This window comes from Thalassospira sp. (genome assembly GCF_048059015.1).
In the GTDB taxonomy this organism is placed as follows: Bacteria; Pseudomonadota; Alphaproteobacteria; order Rhodospirillales; family Thalassospiraceae; genus Thalassospira.
Window position 1 is genome coordinate 50,367 of sequence record NZ_JBLLNT010000002.1, and the last position, 23,294, is coordinate 73,660.

Annotated in this window: 20 protein-coding genes and 1 riboswitch; of the genes, 12 read left to right on the forward strand and 8 right to left on the reverse strand. The window is 52.5% G+C overall.

The features are described 5' to 3' along the window. Positions 1-96: 96 nt before the first annotated feature. The gene (locus tag ACMZ66_RS00880) at positions 97-1,110 is read right to left on the reverse strand and encodes an MraY family glycosyltransferase (protein ID WP_416933533.1); all 1,014 of its coding nucleotides are present in this window, start codon (positions 1,108-1,110) and stop codon (positions 97-99) included. A 219-nt stretch (positions 1,111-1,329) separates the two neighbouring features. Between ACMZ66_RS00880 and ACMZ66_RS00885 the strand changes: the two genes are divergently transcribed. The 4 genes from ACMZ66_RS00885 (at position 1,330) to ACMZ66_RS00900 (ending at position 5,563) form a co-directional block, all read left to right on the forward strand. Then, complete coding sequence (locus tag ACMZ66_RS00885; RefSeq protein ID WP_416933535.1) at positions 1,330-2,676, forward strand: RsmB/NOP family class I SAM-dependent RNA methyltransferase; 1,347 nt, start codon at positions 1,330-1,332, stop codon at positions 2,674-2,676. A 131-nt stretch (positions 2,677-2,807) separates the two neighbouring features. Next, complete coding sequence (gene rpe, locus ACMZ66_RS00890) at positions 2,808-3,473, forward strand: ribulose-phosphate 3-epimerase (RefSeq protein ID WP_416933537.1); 666 nt, start codon at positions 2,808-2,810, stop codon at positions 3,471-3,473. Between the two features lie 194 nt (positions 3,474-3,667). Continuing rightward, positions 3,668-4,660, forward strand: a complete 993-nt coding sequence (locus tag ACMZ66_RS00895) for a DGQHR domain-containing protein (RefSeq protein ID WP_416933539.1) — start codon at positions 3,668-3,670, stop codon at positions 4,658-4,660. Then, on the forward strand, positions 4,661-5,563 hold the full coding sequence (locus tag ACMZ66_RS00900) for a hypothetical protein (protein WP_416933541.1): 903 nt from the start codon (positions 4,661-4,663) through the stop codon (positions 5,561-5,563). Between the two features lie 9 nt (positions 5,564-5,572). Here the strand turns inward: ACMZ66_RS00900 and ACMZ66_RS00905 are convergent, their stop codons facing one another. Next, positions 5,573-5,836 (reverse strand): DUF1674 domain-containing protein, encoded by a 264-nt coding sequence (locus tag ACMZ66_RS00905; protein ID WP_416933542.1) that lies wholly within the window; start codon positions 5,834-5,836, stop codon positions 5,573-5,575. Between the two features lie 248 nt (positions 5,837-6,084). On the opposite strand from ACMZ66_RS00905, the gene ACMZ66_RS00910 reads away from it, so the two are divergent. From ACMZ66_RS00910 to ACMZ66_RS00935, 6 genes are all read left to right on the forward strand, one after another. Then, positions 6,085-8,451 (forward strand): Tex family protein, encoded by a 2,367-nt coding sequence (locus ACMZ66_RS00910; protein ID WP_416933543.1) that lies wholly within the window; start codon positions 6,085-6,087, stop codon positions 8,449-8,451. A gap of 124 nt (positions 8,452-8,575) precedes the next feature. Further along, positions 8,576-8,682: riboswitch (TPP riboswitch) on the forward strand. Between the two features lie 72 nt (positions 8,683-8,754). Further along, on the forward strand, positions 8,755-9,564 hold the full coding sequence (thiM, locus tag ACMZ66_RS00915; protein WP_416933544.1) for a hydroxyethylthiazole kinase: 810 nt from the start codon (positions 8,755-8,757) through the stop codon (positions 9,562-9,564). After that, a complete protein-coding gene (thiE, locus tag ACMZ66_RS00920; RefSeq protein WP_416933545.1) occupies positions 9,561-10,205 on the forward strand; it encodes a thiamine phosphate synthase in 645 nt (214 codons plus the stop codon). The genes thiM and thiE overlap by 4 nt, the downstream gene beginning before the upstream one ends. 224 nt (positions 10,206-10,429) lie before the next feature. Then, complete coding sequence (locus ACMZ66_RS00925; protein ID WP_416933547.1) at positions 10,430-10,735, forward strand: hypothetical protein; 306 nt, start codon at positions 10,430-10,432, stop codon at positions 10,733-10,735. Between the two features lie 333 nt (positions 10,736-11,068). After that, positions 11,069-11,674, forward strand: a complete 606-nt coding sequence (locus tag ACMZ66_RS00930) for a superoxide dismutase (RefSeq protein WP_416933549.1) — start codon at positions 11,069-11,071, stop codon at positions 11,672-11,674. 92 nt (positions 11,675-11,766) lie between these two features. Continuing rightward, the gene (locus tag ACMZ66_RS00935) at positions 11,767-12,168 is read left to right on the forward strand and encodes a VOC family protein (RefSeq protein ID WP_416933551.1); all 402 of its coding nucleotides are present in this window, start codon (positions 11,767-11,769) and stop codon (positions 12,166-12,168) included. A gap of 48 nt (positions 12,169-12,216) precedes the next feature. Here the strand turns inward: ACMZ66_RS00935 and ACMZ66_RS00940 are convergent, their stop codons facing one another. The 4 genes from ACMZ66_RS00940 to ACMZ66_RS00955 form a co-directional block, all read right to left on the reverse strand. Beyond that, on the reverse strand, positions 12,217-13,833 hold the full coding sequence (locus tag ACMZ66_RS00940; protein WP_416933553.1) for a P-loop ATPase, Sll1717 family: 1,617 nt from the start codon (positions 13,831-13,833) through the stop codon (positions 12,217-12,219). Between the two features lie 137 nt (positions 13,834-13,970). After that, on the reverse strand, positions 13,971-15,470 hold the full coding sequence (locus ACMZ66_RS00945; RefSeq protein WP_416933555.1) for an aldehyde dehydrogenase family protein: 1,500 nt from the start codon (positions 15,468-15,470) through the stop codon (positions 13,971-13,973). A 59-nt stretch (positions 15,471-15,529) separates the two neighbouring features. Continuing rightward, positions 15,530-16,843: an aspartate aminotransferase family protein gene (locus ACMZ66_RS00950; RefSeq protein WP_416933557.1), complete on the reverse strand. Its 1,314-nt coding sequence runs from the start codon at positions 16,841-16,843 to the stop codon at positions 15,530-15,532. A 60-nt stretch (positions 16,844-16,903) separates the two neighbouring features. Continuing rightward, the gene (locus tag ACMZ66_RS00955) at positions 16,904-18,091 is read right to left on the reverse strand and encodes an NAD(P)/FAD-dependent oxidoreductase (protein ID WP_416933559.1); all 1,188 of its coding nucleotides are present in this window, start codon (positions 18,089-18,091) and stop codon (positions 16,904-16,906) included. Positions 18,092-18,372: 281 nt separating this feature from the next. Between ACMZ66_RS00955 and gcvA the strand changes: the two genes are divergently transcribed. Then, entirely contained in the window at positions 18,373-19,299 is a 927-nt protein-coding gene (gcvA, locus tag ACMZ66_RS00960; RefSeq protein WP_416933561.1) for a transcriptional regulator GcvA, read from the forward strand. Between the two features lie 188 nt (positions 19,300-19,487). Then, positions 19,488-21,188 carry a methyl-accepting chemotaxis protein gene (locus tag ACMZ66_RS00965; RefSeq protein ID WP_416933563.1) on the forward strand — a complete coding sequence of 567 codons (1,701 nt, stop codon included), beginning with the start codon at positions 19,488-19,490 and terminating at the stop codon, positions 21,186-21,188. A gap of 29 nt (positions 21,189-21,217) precedes the next feature. On the opposite strand, the gene ACMZ66_RS00970 is transcribed toward ACMZ66_RS00965, so the two are convergent. Beyond that, positions 21,218-22,459, reverse strand: coding sequence for a CynX/NimT family MFS transporter (locus tag ACMZ66_RS00970; protein WP_416933565.1), 1,242 nt, complete (start codon positions 22,457-22,459; stop codon positions 21,218-21,220). 92 nt (positions 22,460-22,551) lie between these two features. Continuing rightward, entirely contained in the window at positions 22,552-23,184 is a 633-nt protein-coding gene (locus tag ACMZ66_RS00975) for a LysE family translocator (protein WP_416933567.1), read from the reverse strand. Positions 23,185-23,294 lie beyond the last annotated feature (110 nt).

The following is a 23,294-nucleotide window of genomic DNA, read 5'->3' on the forward strand; positions in this document are numbered from 1 at the left end:
TTTATAAGGATATACCCGCTTACGAGAAGACGGATAAGGGTTTCTTTTCGCGCCCGCCCCCAAACAAGTCAAGCGCAGGCGAATATCGCCATCACCTTAAGCGTTCGGATCGCCTTTGACCGGCATGCGAACCATCATACCAATCAGCCCAAGCACGACAAAGAGGGCGGCAATCACGCGCATCCAGTCCGGCGTATCATTTTGCGCAAAACAAACCCCGATCAGGATCAGGTTGCTGATCAGGATCATGGATGAGACGCGGGCATGGGAAAAGCCGCGCTGGGTTGCGAGCTGATAGAAATGTTCGCGGTGCGCCTGCCAGATTTTTTCGCGGCGCATGGCACGCTTGATCAGCGTAAAGGTCGCATCAAACAGATAATAGGACGGCAGGATAAGCGCCACGACCCACGCACCGTTCGATGCCACATCAAGCAACACCCAGCCCAGAATAAAGCCTAGCGGAACCGATCCAACGTCACCCAAGAACAACTTGGCCGGATGCCAGTTCCAGATCAGGAAGCCGATCATGATCGCCAGAATGCCAAGCCCGATATAGCCAAGGCCAATGAATTGCGGCAAGGGCACCAAAAGCGCCAGGATAAAAACGCCAAGCCCGATCGAACCCGCCTCCACCCCGGAAATGCCATCAATCCCGTCCATGAAATTAAACAGATTGATGAACCAGACCCAGGCAAAGACCACCAGAACATGATCAAGCCAGACCGGAACCAATCCACCCAGAACCGGTTGATCAAGGGCAAAGACCCCAATGATCACGGCAACGAACTGCAGGGCAAAACGCACAGCAGCAGAAAGATCATGCTTGTCATCAAACCAGCTGAGCAAGCCAAGCCCAGCAGCGGCGGCCAACATCAACCAATGACTGATCGCGGTTACGCCGGTAAAGACAAACACCACCGCAACAAGAATGATCAAAAGCGGGGTTACCGCAAGCCCGCCACCACGCGGTGTTGGCACCGCATGGCTTGAGCGGTGATTGGGCATATCAAGGATCGCCTTGCTACGCAGGTAGTTCAAAACCACCCAGGTCAGCAACATCGATGCAACCAGAAAGATGCTTGAAAAGGTCGCAAGTCCGGCGAAAGTCATCGTTTGGGCGTCCCTGTCGCTGTCCCATAAATTGATCCGTCTGGATTAGCCGGACCCTGCCCCCATCGCAAGGTTTTTCAGGTCATCACCATCCCACCTTCATCCGCGCTGTGGCCGATCACACAGGGCTGCCATGCTGCGCGGATGGACGCTTGGTGCTTTACACTTGGCTATCGCGGCCTTAACTACACCACATAACACGAAACCGGAGATATCCCTTTGACAGAACGCCGTTCCCGTCCCGCGCATCGCAATGCTCCCCGCAAACAGGCGGTCGAGACACCCGATCCGCGCATGCTTGCGCTTAAAACCCTGCAGGAACTGCGCGGTGGCGAAGTGACACTGGACGAACTTCTGTCAAAACATGGCTACGGCCTGCCGTCGCTTGATCGCAATTTCCTGCGTCAGCTTCTGGGCACCACGCTTCGCCATCTGGGCGAGATTGATGCTGTCTTGGCCCCGCGCTATCAACCGCCACAGGATCGCGTTGCCGCACGCCTGACCAACATCTTGCGTCTTGGCGTGGCACAGCTGTTCTTTATGGATACCTCTGACTATGGCGCTGTCGATAGTACGGTCAATCTCGCGCGTGATGCGGGTCTGCACAAATACACCAAACTGATCAATGCCGTTCTGCGCGGTTTGCAGCGTGATGGTTTTGAATGGCCAGAAGGCGTTGAAGACTGGCAGCTCAACATCCCGGCTTGGCTTCGCGGGTCGTGGAAAAAGGCCTATGGCGCTGAAATCGGTCAGGCAATTGCCGAAGCAAGCCTTGGCCACGCCATGCTGGATCTGTCGATCAAGGATAAAGGCCAGTCTGAAAGCTGGGCCGAACAGGTGGACGGCCTTGTCCTGCCAACCGGATCAGTCCGCCTTGAAAGCGGTCGCCGTATTCGCGACCTTCCCGGCTACAAAGATGGTGAATGGTGGGTTCAGGATGCGGCTGCCGCCATCCCGGCCACCCTATTCACTGCCTATCAGGGCAAAACGATCTATGATCTGTGCGCAGCCCCCGGTGGCAAAACCATGCAGTTGGCCGCACGTGGTGCAAGCGCCATTGCTGTTGATAAATCCGAAGGTCGCCTGAAACGCGTATTTGAAAACCTTGAGCGCGTGTCACTGGGTGCAGCCGTCGTCACCGGTGATGCCACTGATCTGGCACCCGACACCCCGCGTGCCGATGCAGTTCTTCTCGATGCGCCGTGTTCTGCAACCGGTACCATTCGCCGTCACCCCGACATTCTGCTGCGTCAGAATGACAAGCTGATGAAATCCTTGCTGCCGATCCAGACCAAGCTTCTGAACCAAGCAGACAAGCTTTTGAATGTCGGTGGCGAGCTGATTTATTGCACCTGTTCGCTGCAGCCCGAAGAAGGCGAACATCAGATCAAATCCTTCCTGGCCGATCATCCGAATTATCTGCGCAAAGCCATTACCGCTGATGAGCTTGGCGGCTGGAGTGAGGCCATCAACGACGCCGGTGAATTGCGCGTTCTGCCGACCCATATGGCCGATTTCGGCGGCATGGACGGCTTTTTCTGCGCCCGTCTTGTCAAAAAGGCCTGATTTCAGGTCGAAAAGACACGACAAACCGCACACAAGGCAGCCATGAGTCCCATTCGGGTGACATGGGGGGTAATTTGGGTTAAGAGAAGCCCGAATTTCCTAATCCCGTATCGCTTCAGGACCCGTGACGCATGACCACGTCGAACATTAAAATCGCACCTTCGATCCTTTCGGCCGATTTCGCTCAGTTGGGCGTTGACGTCCGCGCTGTTGACGCAGCTGGCGCCGACTATATCCACATTGATGTGATGGACGGCCATTATGTGCCCAACATCACCATTGGCCCGGACGTGGTAAAGGCGTTGCGCCCGCACAGCGACAAGGTGTTTGACGTGCATCTGATGATTGCGCCGGTCGATCCCTATATCGAAGCATTCGCCAATGCCGGTTCTGATATCATCACCATACATGCCGAAGCCGGCCCGCACCTGCACCGTTCGCTGCAGCTGATCAAGTCGCTTGGCAAAAAGGCTGGCGTATCGCTGAACCCGTCGACCCCGGAAAGTGTAATTGAATATGTCATGGACATGGTTGACCTTGTTCTGGTCATGACCGTGAACCCGGGCTTTGGCGGTCAGAAATTCATTCCAAGCCAGCTTGAGAAGATCAAACGCATCCGCAAGATGATCGATGCGACCGGCCGTGACATCGACCTTGAAGTCGATGGTGGCGTAAACCCGGAAATCGCACCCAAGGTGATTGAAGCTGGCGCCAATGTTCTGGTTGCTGGATCTGCCACCTTCAAAGGCGGCCCGTCTGAATATGCCAACAACATCAAGGCAATCCGCGGCGCATAATCTGCGACAGCGTTGATCGCCCAAACAAAAAGGCCGGTGCAAATTGCGCCGGCCTTTTTTATCACTAAAACACCTAACGGCGAACCAGCACACCACTCTTGCTAGAACACTACTTTTATCGCACTATCTATGATCAAAAAGGAATACATACAAAGTTCAACCGTTCGCAGCCGGATCAAAGGTAAAGAATTCTCATGTCTAATGAATTCACTGCACAAGCAATCGACATCGGAAATAACGAAGTACATTGTTACGTAACTGTAATTGATGCCGGAACTTTGCGAAAATGCTGCACGGTTTCTCGTGCATGTGATGATAAAGAGACTGGATACCAACGTCACATTGACAAAAATCGATCAAAACAAATTACTAGATACTTGGACGAAGGAAAAATCATTCCTGGCGCAATAATTTTATCCTACAGGGATGATCGTAAGATTTTTGATGAAGAAAATAGATCAATAACCTTTGACACAAGACAGCAAGAGTTTTTTGTCATCGATGGGCAGCATAGACTTTTTGGGGCAAGCGAAACTGAAACCCCCGAAAAAAGAATGCTCCCTGTATGTATTTTTACAGGTCTTGAGCTCAAACAAGAAGTTCAGTACTTCCTCGATATTAATTCAACTCAGAAAGGCGTCCCCGCAACTTTGCGAATTGAACTTACAAAATTCTTAGTGGACTTAGACGATATAGACCAGACACGTCTAAAGCTATTCAAGGACCTTAACTCAGAACCTGACTCCCCACTAAAAGGAAGATTGATTGACACCCATAGCGCGCCAGGAAAAATATCGCATGTCCCATTCAAGAATGCACTCGATGGGGTACTAGCAAGTGAACTAATGGAAACGTTGGACTATGATCAGAAAAAAAAGGTAATTAAGAATTTCATTAATGCTACATCTGATGTCTTATTTGAAATAAATGGCGACAATAAAAAATTATTCACCTCCGCGTTCTTCCAAGCCATTTGGAAATCTTTTGATGAAATCGCCCAAAAAACATCTTTATACAAAAAGAACTACAAACAAGAGTCTTTCTCGGAAATACTACAAGCTCTGAAATATGCAGAACTGGATCGGTACGAAGGATCTAACGAGAAAACGATTAATGACCTATCAAAAGCAATAAACATTCGAGTAAAAGAACTTAGTATTGGACTCGACAAGGATGACTTATTCTAGATGTCGGTTTCTCTTTTTGACATATCTATAAGGAGATCAGGTTTTATCGATGAATTTGAATCTCTAATAAAAACCTCCGATAACTCCTTCAAAAACTCTCTTGTCTCTGGAAAAATTTCCTATCAAAGCTTTACTGCAGACTTTAACAAAGTAGAAATAGGCGCTTCAAATCAAGAAATATCTTCCAAGATTAAGACTGACTTATTTTTGGGAGCAGAGAGGGTCAGAAGGCAAAAGATTGCATTAGATAATGCACTTTCGAAGCCAACCGAAAATGGACCTTGGGCCTTAATAACATCTTACTATTTTAGCTTCTTCTGCGCCATTGAGATATCAAAGTATTGTGGAAGATTTACAGTCAACCTTTCGCCAGAAAATGTAACTGACTTAAAGGCACAGTGGGACGCTCAATCGTCTGATCATATTCTCAGAAACATTCAACAAGGCCAAAATCTTACGTTACACTGTAAAATCTCAAACGACACAAAGTTCAACACTTCTAATATTGAAATTACGAGATGTGGTTCAAAGCCTCACGATGTCGTTTGGCAGGTATTATCTGGCATACTACAAGCGCATAAATCAGGCCTCAAAAACGAGAACCAACAATCAGATGCTGATCTTTTCTTGAAAATATTGGGTTTCCCCACGAGATGGCCGAAACCCAATAGCATACGCAACAGTTGGAACTACCAAAGATCTGAATATTTCCAGAAAAGCAATTATCAGTATCTATTGGACCAATTTTTCAAAAACAGTGGAAACCTAAATCAGTCCTATGCTTGGCTGAGGCAACATAGTATTTCCCCGAACGACCCTACCCAACAAACTGCACGAATATCGGTTTTGTCGAATACCCTCGAAGCATCATCCAATAAAGTTTTTGAACTGCTGGAGCTCTGAGCTTCAGAGTCAAAAATCGATGCAGCGGCCCTTGTTTTCCCAATCACCAAAGCGGGTCGGTTCCGGGCCTTTGGGTCCGCCGATTTCACGCGCCTTGGCGGCCGCTTCCTTGAATGCCTTGGCTTCAGCCAGCGCATTGATTGCATCTTGCGAAAGCGCGGGTGCTTCTTCTGCCCCGGCAATTTCGTCAGATACCGGATTGGCTTCTGCCTGCGGCTCTGCCTTTTCCTTGGGGACTTCATGAATGACGGTCTCGCGGAACTTTCCGGCCATCCGAATTTCTCCTGCTGGCGGGCTCAATCCCCGCAAAATCACATTTGCCAAAGAAATAACGTCTATCGCCATCCCTCGCAAGCCTTGGGCCTGCCCGCCTGAAGTGCGCAAAACGCATGGGATTTCAGTCCTTTGGAATCAAACACGGAATCCTGATATGGCCGTGCGCGAAAATTTGGAAAAACAGGCCCTTTTCCATCACGCCCAAAGCCGCTATTTCAGGCATACGAGCAAAACAAGGAGAAACCATGCGTCCAATTCCACAGCGTATCGCCGAAGAACTTTCGGTTCGTCCGGAACAGGTCATTGCCACCATCGAGATGCTCAATGAAGGCTCTACCGTTCCGTTTATCGCCCGTTACCGTAAGGAAAAGACCGGCGGGCTTGATGACACCCAACTCCGTACGCTGGAAGAACGCCTGCGCTATCTGACCGAGCTTGAAGAACGCCGTTCCTCTGTGCTTGAAAGCATCCGCGAACAGGAAAAACTGACGCCGGAACTTGAAGCCCAGATAAACGAGGCCGATACCAAGACCCGTCTCGAAGACCTTTATCTGCCCTATAAGAAAAAGCGCCGCACCAAGGCACAGATCGCGCGTGAAGCGGGGCTTGAACCGCTGGCAGACAGCCTGTTTAACGATCCGACCCTTGATCCGGAAATTGAGGCCGCCAAGTTTGTCGATGCCGAAAAAGGCGTCGAAGACACCAAGGCCGCCCTTGATGGCGCGCGTCAGATCCTGATGGAACGCTTTGCCGAGGATGCAGACCTTGTTGCCAAGCTGCGTGCCCATCTGTGGAATGAAGGCGAAATCACCGCATCCGTGGTCGAAGGCAAACAGGCCGAGGGTGCCAAATTCTCGGATTATTTCGAGCATTCCGAAAAGATCAAAACCTGCCCATCGCACCGTGCGCTTGCGCTGTTCCGGGGTCGTAACGAAGATATCCTTCAGCTGAAACTCACCCTTGGCAAGGAAGACGAAGACCGTCCGCGCAGCCAGCCGGGCCGGGCTGAAATCATGATCGCCGCCCATGTCGGCATTGTTGATAAAGGCCGCGCAGCAGATAAATGGCTGGTCGATACGGTGCGCTGGACCTGGCGCGTCAAACTGTCCCTGTCGATCGAACTTGATCTGTTTGGCACCCTTCGCGACAGCGCCGAAGAAGGCGCGATCAAGGTATTCGCCGATAACCTCAAAGACCTTCTGTTGGCGGCACCGGCCGGACAAAAGGCCACCATGGGTCTTGATCCGGGTGTTCGTACCGGCGTTAAGGTCGCGGTGGTTGATGCGACGGGCAAGCTTGTTGATACCGCAACGGTTTATCCTTTCCAGCCGCGCAATGACGTCGAAGGTGCGCTCAATACCCTCGCCGCATTGGCCGCACGTCACAAGATCGAACTGATCGCGATTGGCAATGGCACCTTCTCGCGCGAAACCGATGATCTTGCCGGTCAGTTGCTCAAACGCTTCCCGGCCCTTAAAGCAACCAAGGTTATTGTGAATGAGGCCGGTGCGTCGGTTTATTCCGCGTCACAATTCGCAGCCGAAGAATTCCCTGATCTTGATGTGTCGCTGCGTGGTGCGGCCTCCATCGCACGTCGTCTGCAGGACCCGCTGGCAGAACTGGTAAAGATCGAGCCGAAATCGATCGGTGTCGGTCAGTATCAGCATGACGTATCGGAAACCAAACTGGCCAGATCGCTTGATGCAGTGGTTGAGGATTGCGTGAACGGCGTGGGTGTTGACCTTAACACCGCCTCCATCCCGCTTTTGACCCGTGTTGCCGGTCTGACCGAAACGCTAGCACGCAATATTGTCGGCTATCGCGACTCCAACGGTGCCTTCCAGTCCCGTGCTGACCTTAAAAAGGTTGAACGTCTGGGGCCAAAGGCGTTTGAACAGTGCGCTGGTTTCTTGCGTATTCGTGGCGCGACCAACCCGCTTGATGCGTCGGCCGTGCACCCGGAAGCCTATCCGCTGGTCGAAAAGATCAGCACGAAGGCCTCCAAGCCGTTGGCAAGCCTGATTGGCGATTCCGCCTTTATCAAAACCCTGCGCGCCGAAGATTTCGCCGACGAGACATTCGGTGTGCCCACCATCCGCGACATCATCGCCGAACTTGATAAACCCGGCCGTGACCCGCGTCCGGAATTCAAGACCGCGAAGTTCACCGATGGCGTGAATGAAATCAAGGACCTTCGCACCGGCATGAAGCTTGAAGGCACGGTCACCAACGTCACCAACTTTGGCGCGTTTGTGGATATCGGCGTGCATCAGGATGGCCTTGTGCATATCTCGCAGCTCGCCGACAAATTCGTTGAGGACCCCCGTCAGGTTGTAAAAGCCGGTCAGATCGTCTCAGTTACCGTCATGGAAGTCGATGCACCGCGCAAACGCATCGGTCTGTCGATGAAATCGGCCCCGGATTACGAAGGTGTGCGTGAAAAACGCTCGGATAACCGTGGCAGCGCCCCGCATGGCGGCCGTGGTGGTCAGGGCGGTCGTCCGAACCATTCATCTGGCGGTGGTAATCGTGGTAATGCCGGGGGCAATTCCGGCGGTGACGGTGGTGCCATGGCAGCAGCCCTTAAGGCCGCGATGGAACGCCGCAAGTAAGGCTGGATAACAGCAAACAGATATCGGAAATGGCGGGGTCACAAATGTGGTTCCGCCATTTCCCTGTTTGCACATCGCTGCCAACAGGGTGAATTGACACCAGACACATTAAAACCCATCTTGAGCACTCACCAAGGGGAGCCCCGCCAAGGGGGCTGAGAAACTGCCGCGCAGTGACCCTTTGAACCTGATCCAGTTCATACTGGCGTAGGGACGGTGCGAACGCTGATAAGACGTTCTCCATCTTTCCGACTTCGAACTGGGTCTCCAAACGCACCTTATTTGCTGCATTGGAGCCTCGAAATGACGACCGACTTTACCAAAACCTCGACCGAGCTGTTTGAACACATGCGGGCAACCAATCCGCTGGTTCATTGCATCACCAATTATGTGGCGATGAATTATGCCGCCAATGTCTTGCTGGCAGCAGGTGCGTCGCCTGCCATGGTCCACACACCCGAAGAATCCGGTGAATTTGCCGCCATCGCCAGTGCGCTGACGGTCAATATCGGCACCCTGTCCCCTCATTGGGTTGAGGGCATGATGGCAGCCGCCAAATCCGCCAATGATGCTGGCAAGCCCTGGGTGCTTGATCCGGTGGCACATTTTGCCACCCAATTTCGCCGCGATAGCGTTGCCGAACTTCTGGCGCTGAACCCAACCGTCATTCGTGGCAATGCATCGGAAATCATCGCCCTTGCCGGTGGTCAAAGTGCGGGTCAGGGCGTTGATAGTGGCGATCCGGTCGAACAGGCCGAAGGGGCCGCGCGTGCGCTTGCCACGTCCCAGAACGCCGTTGTCGCCGTCACGGGCGAGGTTGATTTCGTTACCGATGGCACGCGATCGGTGCGCATTGCCGGTGGATCACCCTTGATGCCAAAAATCACCGCCATGGGCTGTTCGCTGACTGCACTTGTTGGCGCCTATGTCGCGATTGCCAAGGATCAGGCGTTTGAAGCAACCGTCGCAGCCCTGACAAACTTTGCGGTTGCCGGGACGCTTGCTGCGAAAACCGCCAATGGTCCGGCATCCTTCATGACAGCCTTTGTCGATGGCCTGCATAATCTTGATGCCCAGACCTACGCCAAGACTGCACGCATTGAGGCCCTATGAAGACTTTTGATCTGTCGCTTTATCTGGTTCTGGAACACTCGCTCTGCCTGACCCATTCGATGGTTGAAACCACCATGGCCGCGATTGCCGGTGGTGCAACCATGGTGCAGCTGCGCGATAAAAAAGCCGGGACCGAGGGGCTCATTCGGGTTGGCCGCGAACTTATGGACGTCATGGCGGGTACCAGCGTCCCGTTGATTGTCAATGACGACATCGATGCCGCGATCGCGATCGGGGCTGATGGTCTTCATGTCGGTCAGGATGATATGCCCTCCGCTGCTGCGCGCGACCGGCTCGGGCGTGACAAGATCATTGGTCTTTCGATTGAAGACGAAGATGTCGCACGCAAAGTCGACCGGACCGTTGTCGATTATGTCGGCATCGGCCCGGTCTTTGCCACGCCAACCAAACCCGATCATAAACCAGCCATTGGCTTTGATGGGCTCGCCGAACTAGTCAAGATCGCAGGCCTGCCATCGGTTGCCATTGGCGGGCTTAAGATCGATCACGTTAATGCGGTGCTTCAAAGCGGAGCAGATGGGTTGGCTGTCGTATCAGCCATTTGTGGTCAGCCTGACCCCGAAGCTGCCACCGCCAAAATCGCCGATGCCATCAAAGTTTTTCGGGCGCAAATAGCCTGATACCTCAAGCTCGATCAGATAAAGAAACTCCAATCCCCGCAAGCTAACCCCCTGCGGGGATTTGTGTTTTGGGTCGGGGCGCGTTTTCAAGGCCATCACATGCATGGCAGGCCAGATCAGAACGCAGCAACCGGCACGGAAATGCCTCAATTGCGCCGCTAATTCTTCCGCTTCGTCGGTCATATTGCTGTTCATCGAACAGAATAAACCGCGCGAGGAAGCCCATGCTTAAATCTCTGCGCAGCAAGCCGGTTGCCATCGCCCTCATCGGTCTTATGACGGTCACGACAGCCGCACTGGCTGCAATCAAGGTCGCACCCAAACCCACGACAGACAGTGTCACGGTCTATTCCGAAAAGCCCAAAGGCGACGTCATTCTGAGCCATCAGGATGGCACGATTGCCCTGTCGCGCACATGCGCGCGGTTCCCGTGCAAGATCGACATCTCCGCGCTCAGTCGCGGCGAATATGACGTGATGATCCGTAACGGAACCGACATCGTGCATATGGTCGGGCTCTATAAGGAATAAGGCCTGTTTGCCAAACCGATCCCCATGGGACTCGGGTTTCGCACAAAAATTCCCTATCCGGTCGGGAACGTTTTTCGACCGGAAATGTTGATTAAACAGGTATCGGCAACAATGCGTTGCCCGATTGCATCGGGGTGATGCCCCCAAGACGCATTGCGTAAATCGCAAGGCGCGCTAGATAAAGGCGCAAGGGCATCTTCCGGATGCTGTCGTGTTCGCCCTGCAACAAAGGTTTCCAACAGGTTGCACGGGATTTTCACTTTCAACACGACGCCAAAAAGGGATATGTTGCGTTACCGCACAGACCAATAATGAAAGTCGAGGAACTGTATCATGGCATTTGAACTCCCAGCACTTCCGTATGCATATGACGCGCTTGCGCCGGTCATGTCCGCTGAAACCCTTGAGTTTCACCATGACAAACATCACAACGCCTATGTTGTGAACGGCAACAAGCTGCTCGAAGGTTCCGGCCTTGAAGGCAAGTCGCTTGAAGAAGTTGTTGTTGCATCTTACGGCGACGCTTCCAAAGCAGGCCTGTTCAACAACGCTGCTCAGCACTGGAACCACATTGAGTTCTGGCAGATGATGAAGGGCAATGGCGGCGGCGCCATCCCGGGTGAACTCGAAAAGAAAATCGTTGAAGATTTCGGCTCTGTCGATGCCTTCAAAGAAGCCTTCATTCAGGCTGGCGTAACCCAGTTCGGTTCTGGCTGGTGCTGGCTTGCGATGGACAAATCCGGCAAACTGGTTGTCACCAAGACCCCGAACGCGGAAAACCCGCTTGTTCGCGGTCAGACCCCGCTGCTCGGTTGTGATGTTTGGGAACACTCCTACTACATCGATTACCGCAACGCGCGTCCGGACTATGTCAAAGCCTTCCTCGACAGCCTGGTTAACTGGGAATATGTCGCAGAACGCTTCTCCAAAGCTGGCTAATCAGCCCTGCTTGGAAGTCAAATTAAAGAAAAGCGGTCCAACAGGGCCGCTTTTTTTGTTCGCCACCACCACCAATGCCCGGAGCCCCACAAATGTTCAGTCACGTTACCCTCGGCACATCCGACATTGCCCGTGCCCGAAAATTCTATAATGCCGTCCTGATCCCCATCGGTCTGGTCGAACGCCCCGTCACCCCCGATGGCGGTCCGAAAGCCCTTTGCTGGATTATCCCCAATCAGCAACTGCCGCGTTTTTATATCTATGAACCGTTCAACAAACAGGCAGCATCAGCTGGCAACGGCAACATGGTTGCTTTCCTTGCCCCGTCCACGGATGCGGTCGATGCCGCCTATCAGGCTGGCATGGAAAATGGTGGTTATGATGAAGGGGAACCCGGTGAACGCCCGCATTACGGCAACGGATATTACGGCGCATATGTGCGCGATCCCGATGGCAACAAGCTGCATATCGTTTATCGTGGCGATATTGCTTAGACTTGCGATTTTTTATGACAGCTCAAGCAATCTCCGTTGGCTTCGCTTCTAGATATTTCTTTTCTCTACTGGTGTTATGTTCAAGGCTCTCCAAAGCATGGGGTGCGTATATATTGGGGTATTACGCCTGATTTCAGCGGGGTCAACTGTTGGCTCATCATCGTATGACCAAACAACTGAAGTCCCCTTGCTGAGCCTTAACCCTACCGCTCCAACTAAATATAATGTTGAAAATATATTAGCTAAGAAAATATGACGACTCACCTGACTCTCGAAAAGCTTCACCGCTAATTTGTGTAACTCTTTGTCTTCTTCTTCATTCATTAAAATATCTTGAACAAAATCATCTGCCACTCTTCTATTAAACCTCGAAACATCAAATTCAGATGGCATATTTCTTATGAAATCAAAATAACTATTCAATTCTGGAACCACAGAATTCCACTCTTCCTTTAGGGATATAACTCTCTTTTTTGAGTAAGTTTTCTCAGTGTCTCGGATATCCCTTGCTGTCACTAAACTCTTTCCATCACTTTGATGAAAACATAAGTTTGAAAATATAATAATCTCTCGTGGACGCAGCATCGTCCTACTGATCATATATTCAAATGCATCCTCTTCCCCCACTTTCCCGCTAAAAACGTCATAGAAGTCTATTGTTTTACTAGTGTATTTCATCTTGAAAACATTATTTATCCTCTTATTAACAAGATCTTTCAGTATTTCTTTCCTCCAGTATATTCTTAAATATAGATCTTCATATTTTTCTTCTTGAAAACCTGAATCAACAGTTTCATCAATAACCTTTTTAAGCAGGTCGTTTCTTAGGGCTACAATAATTTTTAAACTTTGAATCTTTCTAAATTTTTTAACAGTTTCAATAAGAGACCTAATAAGTTTATATTTTAGAGCAGGTCTAATTCTAACTTCATCTAAATTATCTATCAGAACATAAAAACTACGGCCATCATCGAGAACATCTTCATCAATTATAGATATCAAATTGTTCAGCTCCTTCATTTGAACTGAACTCATCACCTTATCTTTTACTTTATGAATAAGCTCTTTTGTGACAACTTCACCTACCGCAGCACCAGCATCCAAACCTAATCCATACGCTTCCACACTTGCATGTATTTCCTTTTCGAAATTGTTAGTTATTTCTTTTATCCTCTCCTCTGTTTCTAACCAAAATTTGTCACCAAATCTTTCTAAGTATTCAATTGTCCTTTCTTTATTCCTGTCACCTCTTAACTTTTCAAAAATTTTTGTGAAAAATGTTCTATTCGTACTGTCGCTTATAATATTAAATTTACATCGAATTATTTCTACCGCTATGACATGCCGCCACAGTAACTGATAAAATAGATCGAGGTTTACTCCACTATTCTCAAGACTTCTGATAACGCTCGAATTCTCAATATAATTTAATGAAAGCTCCTCAAGGTTTACCCTCATACAGTCTTTGCCGGAATTCTCCACCATCGACAAAAGCGCACTTTTACCTGTTCCTGTACGCCCGACGATGATCGACTCTGGCTGCTCTACATCTAGCAGCAGATCAAGATCACCATTGTCGATAAAACAGTCTTGCAACATTGCCTGATCCTCTTCGGCAGTCGCTGCTCCAATTTTCACATTTTTCCTTATTACGATCTCGACCAAGAGCCCCTCTCAGATTCCAACTAGTCTATTTAAGTGATTACCCCTTTATTAAATCAACCTTTGGTAATGTATGCTAGTACAAAAAAAGCCCCACCAAAAGTTGGTGGGGCTTTCGACAGATTTCAGCTTAGCAATAATCAGATATCAAACTTGATGCCCTGAGCCAACGGCAGCTCGCGGGAATAGTTGATCGTGTTGGTCGCGCGGCGCATGTAGCCTTTCCATGCGTCCGAACCGGATTCACGACCGCCACCGGTTTCTTTTTCACCACCGAAGGCACCACCGATTTCTGCACCGGACGGGCCGATATTGACGTTGGCGATACCGCAATCGGAACCGACAGCTGACAGGAACAGTTCGGTCTCGCGCAGGTCGGTCGAGAAGATGCAAGATGACAGCCCCTGCGGAACGCCGTTCTGAAGTGCGATGGCTTCTTCAAGGGTTTCATAGGTCATGACATAAAGGATCGGCGCGAAGGTCTCGTTGCGCACGGTCTCGGTCTGGCCCGGCATTTCCACCACAGACGGGGTGACATAGAACGCATTCGGATATTCTGATTCCAGTGCGCGTTCACCACCATGTACCGTGCCGCCGTCTTTCTTGGCGCTGGCAAGGGCGTTCTGCATGTTGTTGAAGCTGTCTTCATCGATCAGCGGACCTACAAGGGTGCCATCGGCAAGCGGATCACCGATTTTGACCGACTTGTAAGCAGCGACGATTTTCGGAACCAGCTGATCCTTGACGTCCTTATGAACGATCAGGCGACGCAAAGACGTGCAACGCTGACCACAGGTCCCAACGGCCGAGAACACAACCGCACGAACGGTCATGTCAAGGTCCGCTGACGGTGTGACGATCATGGCGTTGTTGCCACCAAGCTCAAGGATGGTGCGGCCAAAACGTTCTGCAACGCGCGGGGCAACTTCACGGCCCATGCGGGTCGAACCGGTTGCCGAAACCAGCGCAACATCGTGGCTGTCGGTCAGTGCTTCGCCGATTTTGCGATCACCAATCACAACCTGATGCAGGCCTTTTGGTGCATCACCGAATTTCGCCAGTGCTTTATCAAGGATCTTCTGGCAGGCAAGTGCGGTAAGCGGGGTCTTTTCCGACGGCTTCCAGATGACAGAGTTACCGCAAACCAGTGCCAAGGCGGTGTTCCAGGACCAGACAGCAACCGGGAAGTTGAACGCGGAAATCACGCCAACAACACCGAGCGGATGCCAGGTTTCCATCATTTTGTGGCCCGGACGTTCGGATGCGATGGTAAGACCGTAAAGCTGACGTGACAGACCGACTGCGAAATCGCAGATATCGATCATTTCCTGAACTTCGCCCAGACCTTCCTGATAGATCTTGCCGCATTCAAGCGACACCAGACGACCAAGCGGTTCCTTGGCAGCACGCAGTTCTTCGCCCAGAAGACGGGCCAGTTCACCACGGCGCGGACCCGGTACCTGACGCCATTCGTTGAATGCCTTTTTGGCATTACCGATGATGTCGGTCATTTCTGCCGGATCGGTTTCGGAAACGGCTGCGATGTCCGAACCGTCTACCGGGGTCTGGACTTTAAGCGTGCCATTGGCGATCTCGGCTTCGGACAGACCAAGCTCCGTCAAGATGGATTTGAAACTCACAGTAAAACTCCCTTCTTTTTAAACTTTCCGGTGATCACCACCGGCCATTCCGTTGATGCCTATTCCGTTACCTGCGCCACTTTGGGCAGAAGCTTGGCGATGATGGCAAAGGCCTCATCAACCTGATCAAACGGAATGGTCAAAGGTGCCAGCAGGCGCACCACATTGGCGTGTTCACCACTTGGCATTAACAATAGCCCGTTGGCACGGGCCAGTTGCAATAAGCTTTGCAGACGTTTGGCCGACGGCTTGCCGTCATCTGCAATCAATTCAAACGCGCGCATCGCGCCAATCCCGCGCATATTGCCGATCACATGCCCGCCGGGCAAATCGCGCAACCATGCGATATGGGTCGCATATTTTTCGCCAAGCTGCTTGGCACGACCCAGAATATTGTCGGCTTCGAGAACCTCGAACACACCGGTTGCGGCCGCACAGGCGACCGGATTGCCGGAATAGGTCCCACCAAGACCGCCGGGTGCAAGCGCGTTCATGACATCCTCGGCACCAGTGATCGCGGCTAGTGGGAAGCCTCCGCCAATCCCCTTGCCCATGACAAGGATATCGGGCGCAACACCGGCATGCTCAATGGCAAACATCTTGCCCGTCCGGCCAAAGCCCGACTGGATTTCATCGGCAATCAAAACCATGCCGTTTTCATCACACAGGCGGCGCAAGGCGACCAGAAACTCGGCATCACAGGCACGGAATCCGCCTTCGCCCTGAACCGGCTCAATCACGATCGCGCCAACCGATTTTGGATCGGCTGAAACAGAAAACAGCTTATCGATTGCTGCCATCGCATCACTCACCGATACACCGGTTTCAGGGCATGGATATGGCAAATGCCAAACCGGCCCCGGAAGCGGTCCAAGACCGGTTTTATATGGCTTGGTTTTACCCGTCAGTGCCAGCGTTGCAAGGGTTCTGCCATGAAACGCACCGTCAAAGGCAATCACGCCAGTGCGCCCCGTAAAGGCACGGGCAAGCTTCAACGCATTTTCCATGGCCTCTGCCCCGGAATTGGTCAGCATCGACTTTGCCGGACCTTCAATCGGGCAGTTTTGCGCCAACCAGTCGGTTACCGCGACATAGGGTTCATGGGGCAGCGCGTTAAAGCAGCTATGGGTAAAGCGTTCGCACTGGGCAATCACGCGATCCATCACCTTCGGATTGCGATGCCCGACATTCAAAACACCAATCCCGCCGACAAAATCGATATAGCGCGTGCCATCGCTATCCCATGCTTCGGCATTTAGGGCGCGATCAAGATAAACCGGGTGCACGTTGCGCACGCCGGCCGAAACGGATTGCGTTTGGCGGTCGCGGATCGCGCTTGCTTTGGCTTCTTTGTTGGCATCATCACGGGGCATTGGGGCCTGCTCCGACATTGGGTTAAGCATTTGATTTCGCATTATCGTTACGAAATCGAATTAAATCACATTCAGCTCAAGCACCGGGGCATTATCCCGAATGCGTTCATAGCCAAACACCGAAAGATCAAGGGTCTGATAGCCACCTGTCGCGACCAGCTCGGCAATACCGCGCCCAACTGCCGGGCTTTGCTGCAATCCATGGCCGGAGAACCCATTGGCAAAGACGAAGTTCTTCACATCCGTATGGCGGCCAAGGATCGCGTTCTGATCAAGCAGGTTATAGGAATAATGACCGGCCCAGGCATTGACGACCTTGATCGCCTCGAACCGTTCGGAACGCTCATAAAGTCCCGGCCAGATGATGTCGTCAAACAGGCTGTGATCGACCTCGAAGTCCCAGCATTCCGGATCACGATCCTTGGGCGGGGCGATCCCGGTGATAAAGAATTCACCTTCCGGGCGGACATAAAGGCCGCTTGGATCAATCAGCATCGGGCAGCTTACGGAAATGTCGGCGGCATCCCGGCAATCAAAGACAAAGATGCAACGTTTGCGCGGCTCTACCGGGATTTCGAGCCCGGCCATTTTGGCAAGCTTTGATCCACCCGTACCCGCCGCATTGATCAGCGTGCCACAGCCAAACCGACGACCATCCTTAAGCACAACGCCGGTAATCTGATCGCCTTCGCGCACCACATCGACAACTTCGCCATCGATATAATCCGCACCACGACGTCGCGCCTGTTTGCGGAAGGACTGCATCAGGCAATAGGCATCAAACCAGCCTTCACCCGTGCGGCCCCAGCAACCAGCAGATAGATCAGATGTGTTCATCCATGGATATTTGGCCGCCAGTTCATCTGGTTCCATCCAGACGATATCGGCGCCAAATTCGGTCTGGGTCGCGTGGTTCTGTTTCAGGATATCGCGCCCCTGATCGGTTGCCAGGATCAGATAGCCCTTTTCATGCAAGGCAATGTCGACTTCCGGATCAAGATCGCGCTTAAGATTGCGCAGGAAATCGATGCCATAAGCCGACATCTCGATATTCACCGGGGTGGAGAATTGCTGACGGATCGATGCCGCCGAAAGGGCCGTTGAGCAGAATTCATAATTGGGATCTTTTTCGATCACCAAAACCCGGCCCTTGAAATCATCACGACCGGTCAGATGCCATGCAATCGAACTGCCGATAACCGCACCACCGACAATGATCACATCATAATTTTCGTCAACAGAACCCATTCTCGCCTTCTACCCGATATATTGTTGAAGCCTTCTGGCCGTCATCTTCCCGGACATTTTATCGTTATGAACTGGCGCGTATCCCGGCTTCAGCTGGATGCAACATCCTTCCGAAACATTACAAAGTGACCGCTCTCCAGCCCAATGGCTTTTGGCCCGAACGCTTCATATGGTGGCGCGAGGGGGCTTGGAACCATTTAAAACGTTACGCCTTGGACGAACAGCAAACAAACGATATATTCGCACCACATCATTCCATTTGGTTATGAACTGGATTTGCCATGCGTCGCTTTCTGCCGTCCCTGACTGCCCTGCAATTCTTTGAAAGCTCGGCCCGGCATTTGTCCTTCACGCGCGCTGCCGAAGAACTCAATGTCACGCAAAGCGCGATCAGTCGGCAGATCCGCACGCTCGAAGAATATCTGGGGCGCGATTTATTTCGCCGCGTCAAAAAACGCCTGAAACTGACCGCGGCGGGCGAAGCATATGCCGCACAGGTGCGCGATCTTCTCGATCGGGCGGAGGCCGCAACGCTTCAGGTCATGGCCTATTCCGATGCCGGCGGGATGCTGAATGTAGGCACCTTACCCACCTTTGGCGCGCGTTGGCTTGTGCCCCGCCTTGGCGATTTCAAGGCAACATGGCCTGACATTCAGTTGAACCTGATTACCCAAACGCGCGAGTTCAATTTCGAGCGCGAAGGCATCGATATCGCCATTCATTTTGGTGATGACAATCTGCCCGGATGCGTTACCAACCGCCTGATGGGGGAAACCCTGATTGCGGTATGTGCGCCCAAGCTTTTGCAGGAAAACGACGATCTTCCGATTGCGCGCGAACGTGTGCAGCGTTGCACCCTTTTGCAACATTCCACCCGCCCGCGTGCCTGGCAGGATTGGCTGGCGGCCGCCGGGGTTGCAGTTGTTGACGAGCTGGCCGGTCCGCGCTTTGAGCATTTCCACATGGTCATTCAGGCCGCTGTTGCCGGACTTGGCTTGGCATTGCTTCCGGAATTTCTGGTGCGTGAAGAACTTGAAAGCGGGCGTTTGGTCGCACCGTTTGATGTTTCGATTCCCAATCACCACGCCTATTACGTGGTTTACCCGCAGGAAAAAGAAAACAATTTCGCGGTTCGCGCGTTCCGTGATTGGCTGATTACAACCTGCAGAAGCGAACAAGACACCCGCCAGAACAAAGCAGCGACCTAAACCGGAAATACTATTCTATCGGCTAAGAAAATTGATTGCCGATTGAGAAGCGCCTCCCTAATGTTTCGCATCAAGGGGAGGCGCACGGCGATCCGCGCTTACCGTCCCCATATAGAAAGAAGCTTTTAAAAGCACATCAGGGAGCTACCCGGCACAAAGCCGGATGATGGGGAAAGGAATTTCGGGCTGTGTCGCTACTCGAAGACCGACTTGAACGCTATGATATCCTGCCGGCTACATTTGGCATTCTTGCCAAAGCATCAAAGGATATCAAAGGTGGCGCTGCCACACGGGCCAAGAAATTCTATGAAATCATCGCCCAAAAACCCGACCCCGATCAGCCCCGACTGTCTGAAGGCACCATATCGTCGCTGACCAAGTCACTTGAGGCACATTGGCAAAGCCTGTTTGACGGCAAGATTGACGAAGAATTCGTCCGTCAATCCGTCGCCCTTGGCCAACGCCATGAAGAATTTGGTATCACGCCAAAGCTTTATATCGCCGCCTATAACGCGGTCACGGATGCGCTGATTGAAACCATCATCGTCAAGTTCCGCTGGCGCGCAGGTGAAGCAGCAAAAATCGTCACCTCGCTGACCTCGGTAATGCTGCTTGATATCGAACTCACCCTGACATCATTCTGCGATGCCAGTGCGACCCGTCGCCATACGGCATCTGAAAACGCCTTTGCGGATCAGCAGCTTGATCGCACCATGGATCTTTCGGTCGCGATCAATGAAAGTGCGATTTCGAATGCCCGCATGATGAACGTGATCGAGGATGTGGACCGTCAAGCGCAATCAATCTCGGCCGCGGTTGATCAAATGGTATCGGGTATCAGCCACATTGCTGAAAACGGCCGGGTTGCGGCTGATAACGCGCAAGAAGCCATCAATGTCACCCGCACCGGCCAGGAAACGGTCACTGGTGCTGTCACCAGCATGAATGAAATCGCTGAAGCCGTGCGCGATGCATCGCGCCGGGTCGATATTCTGGCCGAAGCATCATCCAAAATCGGTGAAATTGTCGAGTCTATCGAAGCGATTGCCGCAGAAACCAATCTTTTGGCACTTAACGCAACGATTGAGGCCGCCCGTGCCGGCGAAGCTGGCAAAGGCTTTGCCGTTGTCGCCAACGAGGTCAAGGCGCTGAGCCAGCAAACAGCACGCGCGACGGACGAAATCCGCACACGCATCACCAATCTTCAGGACGAAACCAAGGGCATTGTTGATGCCATGAACCTTGGGACCGAGGCGGTAACGCGTGGCCAAGATGTCATGGGCGAGGTGGCCCGCGAAATCGGTGAAATCGGCAGCAAAATGGAAGACACCACCCAGCGCATCGCCGATATCTCCAACATTCTTGATGAACAAAACCGTGCAACCGATGCGGTGCGTACCGGTATTACCGGCATTGCCAATCAGACCGGTGGACAAGTCAGCGCGATCAGATCGGCGATCGAAACCGTGTCCGAGGTTGAAGGCCTGATTGATCAGCAAGTGTCCGAGCTGGTCCGCTATGAAATCCCCAACCGCACGATCCGAAGTGCACGGGCAGAACATGCCGTCTATTTCAAGGCAGTGGCCGAGGTTTTGGCAGGCCTGACCGACCCGTCCAAGGTCGATATGGGGGCTGCCAACAGCTGCCGGTTTGGCAAATGGTATGACAGCAATGCCGCCGATCCATTCCGCAAGCTTTCAGGCTTTAATGCCGTTCGTGCCCCGCATGACAGCCAGCACAAAGCAGGCCATGCAGCCCTTGCCGCCTATCGCAAAGGTGACCTTGCCGCAGCAGAAGCCGCCTTTGCCGACATGGAGCGCGCAACCATTGATGTTCTGGCTGCTCTGAAAAAACTGGCCGAACAGGCGCGCGATATCACAGCCGCCTGATTGTCTTCCCTCAGAAGTATTGGGCGACGTCAGCTTGCCCCGATCTTCTCTGATGATCCTGCGCGCATGGCCGCGACCAGTTGCACGGCAACGACGACGAACAGGAAATAAAGCGCGATCTGCCAGTCACCCAGAAGGTCGTGCAACGCGCCAAACAGCACGGGCCCAATCGCGGCAAGCAAATACCCAACCGATTGCGCCATACCTGAAAGGCGTGCTGATGTTTGCGGATCTGCACCGCGCATGCCCACCAATGTCAGGGCAATGCTGATCATGCTGCCCTGCCCCAGACCAAGACATACCGCCCAAAGATAGGGAAGCTCGGTCGTGGCAAAGACAAGGCCCGGAATCCCAATGATCAGCGGCACATGGAGAACCAGCATGGCGAGTTTCTTGTTGGCGATCTTGGAATAGATCAGCGGAGCGGCAAAGGCCGCCGGGATGCCAAACACGTTGAAGATCGACAGAAGAGTTGCTGCCTCCGCCTCGGCAATTCCGTGATCAATAAAGACCTTCGCAAGCCAGGCAACGCCTGTGTAAAACATCAGCGACTGGCAACCAAAGAACAGGGCCAACCACCAGGCTTCGGTATTTTTCCATAGCGAGATTGCCGCACTTGGCGCGGGTGCCGCATTGGTATGGCGGTAACGCAACATCGGCAGCCAACAAACAAAGGCAATTGCCGCAAACACCGCCCAAACCCCAAGCGACCAGCGCCAATCACCCTCTGCTGCCGTTCGTATCGGAATTGCAACGAATGCTGCAACCGTTGCACCGGTCGACATGGTAAAGGTGTAAAGGGCGGTGACAAAGGCAACCTTGGTCGGGAAACTGCGCCGCACCAGCGACGGCGTCAGAACATTTAAAACCGCAATGGCAGCGCCGAGAATGATCGTCCCGATCACCATGATGTCATAGGCACCACTCGCCCGAAGCCCCTGCCCGATGGCGATAAACAGCAACATGGTCAGAAGCGTTGCCTCAAGCCCGAACTTCTGCCCCAAACGCGGGGCAAAAATCGACAACACCCCGAAGCTTAGCACCGGCAAGGTGGTCAAAAGACCAAGCTGTGTCCCCGAAAGCGCAAGATCGGTTCCAATGATTTCCGCAAGCGGACCAAGGCCAACGATGCTGCCGCGCATATTTGCCGCCAGAAGCAAAATCGCCAGCAAAAAGCCGATATGGGCACCAAGGCGGTTGAAGCCGCGCCCGGAATCATTGTTATTTGCGGCCGTTATCGGGGCGTCGGTGGGGGCGTCATGATTACTCATCAGGGTTTCCCTTTGGATCATGATGATCCGGGTTGGTTCGTGGTGGTGGCACGAGAAATATCAGGTCGAAACAGGCACGGAAATTGGGGCTGCTATATTGCGGTCAGACCCCAGAGAACCCGCATGGCAATCAGGACGAACAGAACCGCAATAATGCGCTCGATCCATCCGGCATGATCGCGCAGCCATGGCAATACAGCACCATGCGACAATCCGATCGCCACAAGGCAATACCAAGCCGCATCAATCGCAGCAGCCGTAAAGGCCAAAAGGAACTTGCCGCTCCATTCAAATTCGGGCGAAACAAACTGGCTAAACAGGGCAAGGAAGAAAAGCGCGATCTTTGGGTTCAAGAACGCAATCATAAAGCCATCGCGCGCGGCCTGCACGACCGAGCCTGATAGTGCCCCGCCTCCTTCAACATTGAACTTCGATCCGGAACCGGCGGCACGCCACGCCTTGATCGCAAGCCAGATCAAATAAAGCGCGCCCAAAATGCTGACCGCATTATGAAATACCGGCACGGTCTGAAACAGGATGCCAAGCCCCGTCATCGTGATCACGGCATAAAAACCGATCCCCAAACCATGGGCCAGTGCACAGGCAAAACCGGCCTGACGTGATTGTCCGACGGAATAACGCAATACGACGGCCAGGCTGGGACCTGGCGTCATTGCGCCAAGAACGCAAATGGTTGCAACAGACAACCAGGCGGCAAAGCTCATGACGTTTCCTCTTGGTGGCGCAGGTTCAAGCCTGCTTTGGCTGGGTTCAAGCTATCTGCTTGCCTGAACCGTTTCAACCGAATTGAACTGCCGCTATGATAGCGGTCTGC